The organism is Olsenella sp. Marseille-P4559, from assembly GCF_900605015.1.
Lineage (GTDB): Bacteria > Actinomycetota > Coriobacteriia > Coriobacteriales > Atopobiaceae > Tractidigestivibacter.
Genome location: NZ_LR027573.1, coordinates 971,968 through 983,835, shown reverse-complemented (window position 1 = coordinate 983,835; position 11,868 = coordinate 971,968). Strand labels below are relative to the sequence as shown.

13 protein-coding genes are annotated in these 11,868 nt (G+C 61.0%); 1 reads left to right on the top strand and 12 read right to left on the bottom strand.

Translation table 11 applies throughout. The features are described from left to right. Window positions 1-102: 102 nt before the first annotated feature. The 7 genes from E0E00_RS04570 to rlmN all read right to left on the bottom strand — a co-directional run bounded on the left by E0E00_RS04570 (window position 103) and on the right by rlmN (window position 5,348). Window positions 103-891 (bottom strand): ATP-binding protein, encoded by a 789-nt coding sequence (locus tag E0E00_RS04570; protein ID WP_075279312.1) that lies wholly within the window; start codon window positions 889-891, stop codon window positions 103-105. Between the two features lie 14 nt (window positions 892-905). Further along, window positions 906-1,421 carry a hypothetical protein gene (locus E0E00_RS04565; RefSeq protein ID WP_075279313.1) on the bottom strand — a complete coding sequence of 172 codons (516 nt, stop codon included), beginning with the start codon at window positions 1,419-1,421 and terminating at the stop codon, window positions 906-908. A 5-nt stretch (window positions 1,422-1,426) separates the two neighbouring features. Beyond that, window positions 1,427-1,675 carry an AlpA family transcriptional regulator gene (locus tag E0E00_RS04560; RefSeq protein ID WP_071129839.1) on the bottom strand — a complete coding sequence of 83 codons (249 nt, stop codon included), beginning with the start codon at window positions 1,673-1,675 and terminating at the stop codon, window positions 1,427-1,429. A 78-nt stretch (window positions 1,676-1,753) separates the two neighbouring features. Then, window positions 1,754-1,972 (bottom strand): helix-turn-helix domain-containing protein, encoded by a 219-nt coding sequence (locus E0E00_RS04550; RefSeq protein ID WP_101677789.1) that lies wholly within the window; start codon window positions 1,970-1,972, stop codon window positions 1,754-1,756. A 581-nt stretch (window positions 1,973-2,553) separates the two neighbouring features. Beyond that, window positions 2,554-3,300, bottom strand: a complete 747-nt coding sequence (locus tag E0E00_RS04545; RefSeq protein WP_101677790.1) for a hypothetical protein — start codon at window positions 3,298-3,300, stop codon at window positions 2,554-2,556. Between the two features lie 2 nt (window positions 3,301-3,302). Next, window positions 3,303-3,821: a hypothetical protein gene (locus E0E00_RS04540; RefSeq protein WP_130811361.1), complete on the bottom strand. Its 519-nt coding sequence runs from the start codon at window positions 3,819-3,821 to the stop codon at window positions 3,303-3,305. Between the two features lie 537 nt (window positions 3,822-4,358). After that, window positions 4,359-5,348: a 23S rRNA (adenine(2503)-C(2))-methyltransferase RlmN gene (gene rlmN, locus E0E00_RS04535; RefSeq protein ID WP_130811360.1), complete on the bottom strand. Its 990-nt coding sequence runs from the start codon at window positions 5,346-5,348 to the stop codon at window positions 4,359-4,361. A gap of 284 nt (window positions 5,349-5,632) precedes the next feature. Between rlmN and E0E00_RS04530 the strand changes: the two genes are divergently transcribed. Beyond that, window positions 5,633-6,745, top strand: a complete 1,113-nt coding sequence (locus E0E00_RS04530) for an IS110 family transposase (protein ID WP_130811359.1) — start codon at window positions 5,633-5,635, stop codon at window positions 6,743-6,745. A 577-nt stretch (window positions 6,746-7,322) separates the two neighbouring features. Here the strand turns inward: E0E00_RS04530 and E0E00_RS04525 are convergent. The 5 genes from E0E00_RS04525 to E0E00_RS04505 all read right to left on the bottom strand — a co-directional run bounded on the left by E0E00_RS04525 (window position 7,323) and on the right by E0E00_RS04505 (window position 11,740). Further along, a complete protein-coding gene (locus E0E00_RS04525; protein WP_075844146.1) occupies window positions 7,323-8,285 on the bottom strand; it encodes an Abi family protein in 963 nt (320 codons plus the stop codon). Between the two features lie 113 nt (window positions 8,286-8,398). Then, a complete protein-coding gene (locus E0E00_RS04520) occupies window positions 8,399-8,659 on the bottom strand; it encodes a hypothetical protein (RefSeq protein ID WP_123220199.1) in 261 nt (86 codons plus the stop codon). A gap of 772 nt (window positions 8,660-9,431) precedes the next feature. Then, window positions 9,432-10,802, bottom strand: coding sequence for a DUF5808 domain-containing protein (locus E0E00_RS04515; protein ID WP_130811358.1), 1,371 nt, complete (start codon window positions 10,800-10,802; stop codon window positions 9,432-9,434). Beyond that, complete coding sequence (locus E0E00_RS04510; RefSeq protein ID WP_130811357.1) at window positions 10,799-11,191, bottom strand: GntR family transcriptional regulator; 393 nt, start codon at window positions 11,189-11,191, stop codon at window positions 10,799-10,801. Before E0E00_RS04510 ends, E0E00_RS04515 begins: the two co-directional genes overlap by 4 nt. A gap of 123 nt (window positions 11,192-11,314) precedes the next feature. Further along, a complete protein-coding gene (locus tag E0E00_RS04505) occupies window positions 11,315-11,740 on the bottom strand; it encodes a helix-turn-helix domain-containing protein (protein ID WP_242622128.1) in 426 nt (141 codons plus the stop codon). Window positions 11,741-11,868: the final 128 nt, after the last annotated feature.

Below are 11,868 nucleotides of genomic sequence, written 5' to 3'. Positions count from 1 at the left end.
CCCAAGACGTGTATAGCGATTTCAATTGCGTCGGAGGGCGGGGCCGCCCGCGATGGGTCGAGCTGGGTCGAGCCGTCCGCGCCTCCACGGGAAGCGCACAGGTCAGCCGCGCCGGCGCCTGTCCCTTCCGCCCAGGTAGACGGGCCTGCAGGTCTGGGAGATCCTGCTCGCGATGGCCTCTGCCGTGACGCGCTCGCCGCGCCTCGCGAGCCTGTCCGCCAGCGCGCCGGGCGCGTAGTTCGACGTGACGATGGTCGGGCGCATGTCCTCGTAGCGCGCATCGAGCACGCTGAACACGGTGCCGACGGACCATTCGGTCGCGTCCTCCTTGCCGAGGTCGTCGAGCACGAGGACGTCGCACTTGGCGTACCGCGCGACGGCGGCCTCGGTGCCGCCCTCGTCGAACGTCGCCTTCACGCGCTCGAGCATGCCCTTGGCGGTCGTGAAGGCGACCTCGTAGCCCGCCTCGGCGAACAGCCTGGCCATGGCGGAGGCGGCGTGCGTCTTGCCGGCACCGACGCCCCCGTGTATGTAGAGCCCGGCGCCACCGTTGCCCGCGAACGAGGCGATGTACTCGGCGAACTCGGGGCGGTCTGCCTCGGCGGCCCAGTAGCGCCTGGGGATGCCCGCGCGCGCGAGCACCTTCTCCCGGCGGGCCTCCTCCTCCTTGGCGGCGAGGTTGGCGCGCCTTCGCGCCTCGGCCTCCCGCTCGCTGACCGCGCCCTCGCACGGGCAGGGGGCGGCGGAGACCCAGGCGACCCTGCCTGCTAGCGCCGCGCCGAGCGGCTCGAGGGCGGCGCCGCAGTGCGGGCACGCCCTCGGCTCCGGCTCGTCGAAGGAGAGCCCGGCCGCACGGGCCTGCTCCAGGGTGATGAGTCCCGCTCGGTCCATCGGGCGCCCCTTCCTTATCTTCTGAAGTCCTTGTTGTCCCTTTTGCTTATTGGGTGGCATATCGTCAGGGGTTTCCCTGTCATCTCGTCAGGGGTTCGGGCTGCGAACCCTGACGGTTCGTCATCCTTGTTCGCGGTGAACCCTGTCATCTCGTCACCCTTTCGCGCCGGGAACCCTGACGAATCGTCAGGGGTTGCCAGCGCTCCGGGCGGCAGCCTCTCGCGCACGATGCGGTACCGCTTGGTTGCGTGCCCGCGCGCCGGGGCGTGCACGCCGCATTCCTCGATGAGGCCCTGCTCGAGCAGGTCGCGGATGGCGCGGTATGCGCTGCGCTCCTGCACGTTGAGGAACCGGGCCAGGCCGCCCTTGCTCTCGAAGTAGCCGCACCCGGCATCGCAGAAGCCGAAGATGCGCGCGTAGACGAGCAGGGGAAGGCCGGAGAGGCCCAGGTCCGCCATCATGAAGTGCCGTACCGTCGTGAACTCGCGCGGGGAGGGGCCGTCGCGCCCCCTCGGGCCTGCGGCCGCCATCGGCGCTAGCCCCTTCTGGGCGAGCCGACGACGCTGTTGCGCTCGACCCATGCGACGAGCTCGTCGTGCAGCACGATGCCGTCGCGCGTCTTGCCGCCGATGTAGCGGATTGGGAACGGGTCGTCGGGGTCTTTTGCGAGCCGGTACATGGCGTCGCGGCTGATGCGCAGCATCGCGCACGCCTCGTCGGCGCCGAATATCGCGTTGGTCGATGCGATGAGCCTCACCTGGCTCCTGCTAGTGCTCTTGGTCATGGTCGTCCTCGAGCTCCTTTCGTCTCGAGGCTCCCTCGCGTGCCCGGCCGCGGGCGGCTCCCGGGGCGGTCGCCGCCGTCATTTCCTGCCGCTCCTCGATTCGATGTAGGCGTCCACGGACGCCCTCGAAACCAGGAGCTTCCTTCCGAGCCTGTACGAGTCGATCTCTCCCGACCAGATGAGGTCGTACGCCTTGTTTCTGCTCGCCCTCATGTACTCCTGCATCTCGATCACCGTCATCCATTCGTCGCGGTCCTGGCTTCCCTCGGGCGCGGCGCATTCGGCTGCGCGTGCCATGGTTCCTCCAATCTTCCCGTGCGGCACCGCGCGGGCACGCCGCGCGACACCGTGTGCCTCTTCGTCTGCGCGACGATTGAACCGCCTGATGGCGATCTGCGCGCCCGACGGGAACGGAGACGGGTCGAGGTGGGTCGAGCTGGTCGGGCCTCCACGAAACGGCCATGAGCCACGTGCCTTAGCTCTCAGCTAAGTCCCTGAAAAGAAAAAGGCGCCCATGCGGGCGCCTGCCTAGGATCGAAGATTGTTCGGTTGTGGTCGGAATGCTCGTCTTCCGCGGTGCTGTCGTCCGGGGTCCGGCATCTGTCGTTCGCCTCTTCTGTCGTGTTTGATGTTGCGTGTTCTGCGAGCGACCTTGCGCGGGCCTGCCGGCCCGTTGCCCCAGGTGCACCCGGATAAATGGTACCCATCCGTTGGGACATGGCCTGTTGCGGTTGGCGATTCGGCTGAGCGGGAGCAGACGAACGGCGAAGGTATGCGCAAGGACGCCCCGTAAGGCTCGGTGGCCTTTGCGTTGCTTTTTTGGAACCCATCTGCAATACAAGAATTCCCTTGCTAGGCTGGGTTCTTCTCCGCCATTGCTAGATGGCGAATCCCCAAAGCCGGCGCGTCACGCCGCGAGCGGACCTTCTTATCGAGCGGAACAGAGAAAGAATGGGCTCGTAGCTCTTCTCGGAAGAGCCGCTTCTCGTCCCCCTAAGCAGGACGGCATCGTCAGTCCCGAGGATGTAGCTCCAGTAGAAACCGTCGTAGATCATCCACGGGCTTTCCCCGCGCTCGCCATAGTGGACGCCTTCGCCGATGGTGGCATAGGGCGCGAGCTTGGCCGCGGCAACCCTGAATCTGGCGGCGGGAAGGTCGCGTTTCCTGGAGACGTACTCGATTTCGCACCAACCCGTGACCAGATCGCAGCTCATGTCTATGTTGTCCTCGAGGGCAGGTCCCCACGTCCAGAACCGCGCCCACGTCGCCTTCTTGCCGACGCCTCCCGCAAGGGGCTCCTCACGGGAGACGGGCGCGGGGAGAAAGCCCACCTTGGGTTCGCCGTCGGCACCGTTGTACCATCGGGCGTAGGCGAAGCGGGTCCCGTAGAGCTTTGCGACCTGCTCGTCTTCGCGTGCCGCGAAAAGGCGCTCGAACGGTTCCGACTCCTCCTGCGGGATCAGATAGCCCCAAAGGTTGGGGCAGGCGATGTCCGTGTGGCCCTCCGGCCCGTATTCGGCCGGGTAGAACGTGCCGTCTGCCTGGTCCTGAAGCGTCTCGATTGCGTCGAGGATTGCGTCGTCTTCCCAAAACCAGCTGTCGCGCAGGCCCAGATACGCGCCCATGGCTATTTTCCCTGTTGCTTGGCGGGGAGGGGCTTGTCCCACTTTGCGGTATCGGGATTCCAAGCGGCTGTGAAATCGTCGTCCATTCCCTCGCAGGTGAGGCTTACGTTCCCTGCGGAGGGTTCAGGCTCCAGCTCGAGGAGAACTCGGTTGCCGCCCCTGCCGGTATTGAGCTCGAAATCCAGGGAGAACGAGAGCCCCGCGGCTTCGAACCCGCAGTATACGCTTAGAATCTCGGCGTCGAGGGCGGGTACGTTCTCATAGCTGAACCTGAGCTTCGGCGGGATGGTATGTGCCGGCAGCGCCTTGAAGAGGATGCCGGCAATGGTGTCGGCGATGATACCATCGTGCTCGTCTCGCCAGTCGCGGTTCTCCGGTGAGGCCTCGTCGTCGAACATCCCGTTTGCAGCGGCGTCTTTGCGGTGCCAGACGTCGTAGTCGAGGACGAACGGCAGCCCTTCTTCCTTATAGTACGCATTAAACTCACATCTCGTTTGCCATTCAAATTGTGCAGGGTTCATTTTCTCACCCCCTTTCGTTCCCGGGGGCGGGTTGGTGTTCCCCTTTCGGCTGCCCTCCACGGAAGCACCGAAATTTTGCCAACTCAAACAGCAAACTTTTTTCAAATTTTTTTGAGGACAGCAAAATGCGCCCGTCTGCAAAATGCAAACGGACGCAAAGGAATTAAAAAATGTATTTATATGATTATACAGTTCATATTCATGGGTAGAAATTTCCCCGGCGGTGGTCGGGCTTTTTTTGATATGTCAATGACCGTCGGATTTTGTCGATAGGGTATGTGCTTCATGGCGGCTACCTCCTTTTAGCCGCCGCTTTTAACAGTGATACCGCGTCATTTCATTAGAAGATAAAAAGAAACGGCGGCTTTGGTTTTTCAAAGCTGCTGCGGAAATCAAAGAACGACAAGCAACAGTTCTGATTTTGCTCCAATATGGTTATTGGGGGCACAAATTAAATCAAAAAAGAGCCGATAACAGCAGTATTTCAAACTGCATATTATCGGCTCTGCGTCTGTGCGTCTGGCTCTTTTAATTAAATTATTTTTGTTGTTTTTTGGCTTTATTATATGTATTAGCTAACTGTCCACAAGCTGCTTTAATCTTTCTACCATGAGAAACTCTCATGGTAACTTCAAGTCCTGTTTGCTCTAATTGATGTTTGAACGCAACCATTTCTTGTTTTTGTGGTGCTCTAATTTTTGAATTACTCGTCGGGTTGTATTGCAGCACGTTAATCATAACATTTTTGCCCTTAAACCATTTTGCAAGTTGCTTTATATCTGAGGAACGGTCATTTATACCTGGTAAAAGCAAATACGCAAATACCACTTTTCGATTATGCCTTTGTGAATAGGACAATGCTTGCTTAACAACATCTTCAATAGCGTACATGTGCATATGAGGAATGATGCAGTTTCTCGCAGCCTGTGTTGCTGCATGTAAAGATATTGTCAACTGAATTTTTAGATGTTCTTCGCGCAATTTTTTTAATTGATTAACTGGACCAACTGTTGATACGGTAATGCCGTCGGTTGGAAAGTTAAGTCCATTTCTATCTCGAAGAATATGGATTGCTGCAATCAAGTTGTCGTAATTGAATAAAGGTTCTCCCATTCCCATAAAAACGATACGATTTACTTTTTGACGTATCAATATGACCTGCTGCACAATTTCAGATGGTGTTAGATTACGAACGAAACCATTGCGTCCGGACTCACAAAAAATACAGCCAACAGAACAACCAACTTGCGTACTTACGCAAACAGTCCCACCATCTCGCCGTTTAATAAAAACCGTTTCGATATACCTGTTGTCTTTCAATTCATAAACATACTTTTCAGTATCGCTACTTTTATAGACTTTTTTTGTTGATATTGATAGATTTTTTTTGTGAAATGGCTGTTTATACAATTCCGCATATAAGGCTCTTGCTTTATCCTCTCCAATTACTTCCGACATTTCTTTGTAAGTAAATCCGTATGGGTCATTCAATATTTCCGTAAGTGTACTTTTAGGTAAGTGTTTCATTTAATATCCTTCCTTTTGTTTTTCAGAGTTTTTGATTATGATTTCTAATTTTTCAAAAAAGCCCATATTGAAAATGGGAAAAATCTTTTTTGATTTCAATGCTTATCGAATACGCATGCTATGTAACATAAACATTTCCCCCTTTTAATAATACTATACAAGACGATATTAGCAGGACATAAAAAAGTTGGAAGCCCCTCCTGCATGCATATCCGCGGATTAGGCCGACAATAGAGGTGTCCAAACCGCCAGCGGCCACGCCGCATTCATGGAAGGGGCTTCCGATGAGCAATGCTACCACTTTCGTAGGGCTAGACGTGCATGCCAGGCCGGTGAAGGCCTGCGCGTTCGTCCCGGAAACGGGCGAGACGATCAGGAAATCGTTCGGCTACGAGCCCGGCGAGATCGCCTCATGGGTGTCCTCGCTGCCCCAGCCCGCCAGATGCGTCTACGAGTCGGGAGTGACGGGCTTCCACCTTTGCCGCGAGCTGAACGCGATGGGCGCCGCCTGCGTGATCGGAGCCGTTTCCAAGATGCACAAGCCCGCCGCGGACCGCGGCCGCAAGACCGACAGGCGCGACGCGCAGTTCCTCGCGGTGCAGCTGGCGCTGGGCGTGGTCACCGAGGTGCACGTGCCCGATGCCGAGTGCGAGGGCGCGCGGGATTTGGCGCGGGCGCTGGCCGACGCGCGCGACGACGCCGTGCGCGCCAAGCAGAGGCTTTCGAAGTTCCTGCTCAGGCACGGGCTCGTCTACGACGAGAGGAACGCCGCCGGCCAGAGGCGCAACCGCTGGACCGGGGATTTCTGGGCGTGGGTGGGCCGCATCGACCTCGGGGACGCCGCCGCCATGGCGACGCTGGACCACTACTGCGAGCGCGTGCGCGAGGCCGACGCCGCCAAGGCCGCGCTCGAGGCGAAGGTCAAGTCGCTGGCCCAGCAGCCTAGATGGAAGCCGACCTGCGACGCGCTCAAATGCCTCAAGGGTATAGACGCGGTCACCGCGGCTTCGATCGCGTGCGAGGCCGACGGCTTCGCGAGGTTCGCCACGGCGTCGGGCTTCGCGGCGTGGGTGGGCCTGGTGCCCTCCGAGCACTCCAGCGGCGAGTCCCGATTCCGCGGCGGGATAACCAAGGCCGGCAACAAGCACCTGAGAAAGCTGCTCGTCGAGGCCGCCTGGCACTACAAGGGAGCGTCGAGGTCGCCGAAAGACCTGGCCAAGGGGCAGGTAGTCGACGCAGCGACCAGGCGACACGCCAACGCGGGCGTGAGGCGGCTCGTCGACAGGCGCCGCTCCATGGACGATGCGGGCAAGCAGAGCAGCGTGGCCAACGTCGCGGTGGCGCGCGAGCTGGCCTGCTGGTGCTGGGCCGTGGGCCGAATGGCGGAAGGCGCCTAGCGGGAGCGCCGCGCACATATCCGGGTCTTTCCCGGAATTCCCGGGCTCGACGGGCGTCGGCCTCCATCCTCGGATTTTTTTCGTGCGGCGGCGAAGCCGCCACGCACGCCAAAAGACAGACGAGACGGAGGGGCCGGCCGTAGCAACGAGATGCACCGGCGCATTCTGCGCGATGGGCGAATATTAAACTGCCAGACGGGCGTCGATCCGACACGCGCTGTCAACGGGGATTGCGGAGGAGATAGATTGGGCCAAGGGCGAACGAAATCGCCCTTGGCCCTTCATTGCCTATTGACAATGTCCTGCTCATATTATAAAAGGCGCCCACGAGGACACCTACAGGCTATCTTCGAACTACTTGGTTGGGGCAGACGGAGGAAAAAAATAGGGCAGAATCGCTCTCATGATCCCGCCCCGCAAACCCGAGGGTTTCTAACTGGCTCCATTATTCCGGGCTTCTCAGTTCTGTCATTGACCCAGGTATCATCCGTCTCCTATAGCGAGTGAATATAAAAATAGGGCAGAGTCGCTTGCGCAAGTCCGCCCCTAAAACCGTGAAGGTTTTGCTATCTGCAGGCTATTCTACCAACCCGAGCGATTCTGTCAACCTGCGAAGGAACTCGAGCGCGGAGCGAGCTGCGGCGTCGGGCCCCTTGTCGGGCAGCGCCTCGGTTTCGCCGTCGGCCCTGGCGAACATCTCGGCGAGCTCGGATGCGGCGCGCGAGCGCGAGGAGCCCTCGGGTACCAAGCCGGAGTGCGCCACGAGCACGGTCGCGACCTCCTGCATGGCCGTATTCCCCATCCACTTCCTCCTGGTCGCCTTGGGAATCCCCACGGCGGCGACCCTTCGGGAGACGCCGCTGGACGCCGAGCCCCGGGCGGCGCCCCTCTCGGCGAAGCAGTTGATCAGGCACGAGCCGTGCGCGGCGCAGTTGCGGACGGACTTCACGCGCTTGAGGTCGTAGTGGGAGGCCTCGAGGCGCCTGTCGCCCCATCGCCTGGCGCAGAAGCGCACGAAGTCGATGAGGGTGCCGAACGAGGTGAGCTCAAGGAAGGCCCAGGCAGGCATGTCGCCGGAGTACTTCGCGTAGAGGCTCGAGCTGTAGGGGCTGCGGCCGCTCATCTTGAGCTCGCGCAGGCGGTACTCCCTGTTTGCAGTGGTAAGCGATGCCATGTAGTCGGCCACGATGGCGTAGCCGTCCTCTCCACGGTCCTCCATCTCGCGAAGCAGTGTCACCTTCTGGAAATGCTCGATGTCGAGCGTCATGCCGAGCAGGGCGTGGCGCAGCTCCTGGTCGAGCGCCGCGAGCAGGCGCAGCTGGCCGAAGTCGAGGTCTACGTAGCGGCCGTCGCGCGGGCCTCCCTCGTATTTCGAGAAGAGTTTGCGGTAGGATGCGAGCTTGAAGAAGTTGCACTTGTCGCGCAGGTAGTCCGCGGCCTCTTCCTCGGAACACAGTTCGAAGGCTACGCCCTTCTGCTTGAGGTGCTCTATCTGCTGCTCGATCGTGAGGATCGGCTTCCTATCGTGGGGTTCGGCCATGCTCGGTCTCCTGTCATTGATTTGAGAATCCTATTCTACCAGCATGTTTGCCCTGAATCCTGAAGGCCCGTTCGCCAACTCATAAGCAAGCCACCTGAGACTACTCACTTTGTTCACGAATGGCGAAGACCTGCGACCTGGGGTTTTGCAAATGGCGCGCAAGCCACCCGCGTTAATTCACTTGCGATTGCAGCTGGCGGCTTGCGGGCAAAAGGGCGGTTGAGTTTCAAAACGGGCGTTTTCGGCGCCATCGAGCCTCCAAAGGCGACCCGCCGCGCACTTTGGGACAAAAACAAAAACTCAAAGCCCTGAGTTTGAAAAAAGTTTTTGAGGTTGTCCCAGCTTTTGTCCCCGAAGCCGACGAAACGCGACATCGCGTCATTCGGCGGCACGCGTTCCGTGTCGATGCCGAAAACTGGGTGTAACTGGAGTGACGGGACGGCAGAACCGACGCCATCGAGTGGGAGTGAGCTGGGCCTTCGTTCTATCTAGTTGCAAGCCGCCCGCCTGTTGGCAGTGGTTAGCATCTATTGGCACGACTAGGACGAAGCCACCCGGACTTTCCGAGAGTGAAACGTAGGAATCAGCCCCGAAACAAGACCGTTTCGGGGCTGATTCTATAGGCGTTAACCTGGGGAAATACTCTCGACAACCCTTCAAGAGGACGACGTGATGACATTCCCTGCTAAGAGGGGCGAACGGATGCCAAAACATGCCAACGCGGTGATGGAAGATTTCATCGCGTTTTCAAGCCAGAGGGGCATCTGGCGCCGTGCCATGTAGTCACCTTGTAGTCACCCCGCTTTTTCGCCCCCCTCTTTTTGAAAAGCCGCAGGTAGAAGCGAAGAGGGAAAAAACACCCGGAAACGCGCTTTCCGCCGCTTTTACGCCTATTTCCGGGCTCTAGAAACGTCGTTTTTCACTCTTCCCACCGCGCTAGCCGGCCAATTGCGGGGACGGATTGGGTCTCAAGAAACGGCAGTAGTAATGCGAGAGTGAAGATCGCGGTGTTCCCCGAAGCCCTGTCGCCGACGCGGCGGCCTTATCGGAAAGACGCAACGCGCCACCTTGAAGAGAGCGCGGCACCGTGTGCGGCTCTTGAGCGGACGGCGCGTTCGGGCCACTCCCGTGAACCGCCGCCCGCCCTCAGTGCTCGCTTGCCCCGAGCCCCTCAAGGACGGCAGTTGTCCGGACCGGGTCGCTCGCTCCCAGGAGGTATGCCGTGCTGCCCTTCGTGCGCACGAGGAGCCACGGGCCCGCCTCGGGGTCCAGGCACACCTTGAGCGGCCCGTACTCCTCGCTCGAGAAGTCGCCCTCGAGGCAGGTGTCCGCGGAGCCCCCGAACGTGCGCGTCATATCGGGGAGCCGGTGGAGCGCATCGACGGACTCGACGTCGCCGACGAAGATCTCGTAGCTCGTCAGCACGTGGCTCGCGCGGACCGTCTGCCCGGAGAGCTCCAGCGTGACCGGCGCCGACAGCTCCTCGGCGATGAACACGCCGGCCAGTGGCAGGCAGAGCAGCACGAACGCGAGCACTGCCGCTATCGCCTTGCCGGCGGGCCGCGCCAGGTTGACCGACGTGCCGACCCCGACGCGGTCGTTCACCATGAGGCTGGAGTCGTCGGGGTTGAAGTAGAGGAGCCCGAAGACCCAGCGGTCGTCCTCGTCGATGTAGAACCCTTCTCCGCTGCCCTTTGTGAGGCGCTCCTGAAGGCCCCGGACGCGCATCTCGGTCGCGAAGGAGGCGACGAACAGGGCCGCGGCGGGAAGCGTCATGCCCACGAGGTACAGAGTGGGCGAGCCTTGAAAGAGGAGCTGCGACCAGCTCACGAGCGAGAACGCGGCGGCCGCAAAGAGGCACACGCGCCCCCAGGCGCGCCTCCGGATGCGCGTGAGGGCCAGTGTGAGGGCCCCGTCGGCGTCCACCGCCTCGCTGCGGTCGCGGTAGCACCAGCGGAAGACCGCCCATGTCGCGAGGGCGCCCGCGGCGGAGAGCAGGTAGACCGGCAGGCCCCCGCGGTCGAACAGCGCGGGGGCCATGCTTGCCGAGACGGCGAGGAGAAACCACGCGTTCGAGGTGCGCGTTCGGGGCTGGGCGGCCGCCCCGATGTCCGCGACCGTCACGCGCCGGGGGCCGTCCTTCCCGTCGCGGCGCCACCCGCGCTCGTCCTTCAGGGCGGCGAGCCTCGCGTTCGCGCACGCGAAGACGACCTCCGGGGCTATGCAGGCGACGAGAACCCAAATGCTCCAACAGACCGCAAGCGACCCCGCGAGCGCGCGGACCGACCCCGCGGCGGCGCCCGCCAGTGCGACGGCAACGAGCGCGACGGCGCACGCGAGCTGCCGGCGACGATACCCCGAGAGGATGGCCGCTACCTGCCCGTCGCCATGCGCCTCGCGAGGCAGCGTCACGCCCACGGCGATGTTCTTCTTGAAGCGGGCGCTGTCCCTGAGCGCCAACCATATCGGAATGGGAAGCCAGCAGCACACAAGCCAGATCGCGGAAACGGAACTCATCGCAGACCCCTTTCTCTTCGGGAGGGAACCCCGTCCAATAGGCGCCCGCAGAGCGCGAGTACCTCCTCGCGCGGCATGCCGCCTGCAACGAGCTCGTCCAGCTGCAGCCGCAGCGCCTCCACGGCGCCGGGGCTGGGACCCGAGCTGGCATCCGGCTCTGCCACGAAGGTGCCGCCGCGCCGGTCACCCCGCACGTGCCCCTCCTGCTTGAGAAGCTGGTAGGCCTTGCTCGCGGTCATAACGTTGATGCCGCACTCCGACGCGAGGGCCCGGACGGTCGGCAGGCGCTCGCCCGGCGCGAGCCCGCCTTCCGCTATGGCCCGCACAATCTGATTCCGAATCTGCCGGTAGACGGGGATTGCGTCCGAGAAGTCCAACTCCAGGAGCATGGCGTGCACCTCCTGCGGTCAATGTAATATCTGTATTAGATACAGTAATACATTAATGCGACAATCGCAAGATAAGGAGAGAGAGCGGCTCCGGTCGTCACCCTCAGGTGATTTCATTGGGTTTCAGCCTCGGTACCTGGCCTTCCAGGCCTCGTATTCCCCTTCCGAGATCTCTCCGCTTTCCAGAAGGTCCCGCATGCGCTTCCATGCATTCAACGCCTGTGCGGCCTTCTGCGAGCCCGGCCTCGACGGGTCCGGGGCGACAGCGACGCCCGCATCGGTGGCGACCGGTTTCAACCCGAGCTCCCGCTCGAACCTGAACAAAACCTCGAGCGCGCCCCTTGCGCCGCTCACGCCCACCTCGCGAATCGAGTCGGCTGACACGTCCAGCGCTTCCGCGATCCTCTCGATCTGCTCGTCGCCCGGCGTCCTGATATCGCGCTCGTAGTTGCGTATGGCGGACTCGGTGAGCCCCACCTCCTCGGCGAGCTCCCTCTGGGTCATGTCGACGTCGTTGCGGTACCTTCGTATGCGCTCGCCAATGCTCACGGGTCCTCCTTGCTCCTTGGATGGGGAAAGCATATTACAGCACGCAACCGTGCGCAATCGATTGACAGCACGCTAACGTGCTGTTATTCTACTTCGATATACAGCACAAATACGTGCTGTATATCCAT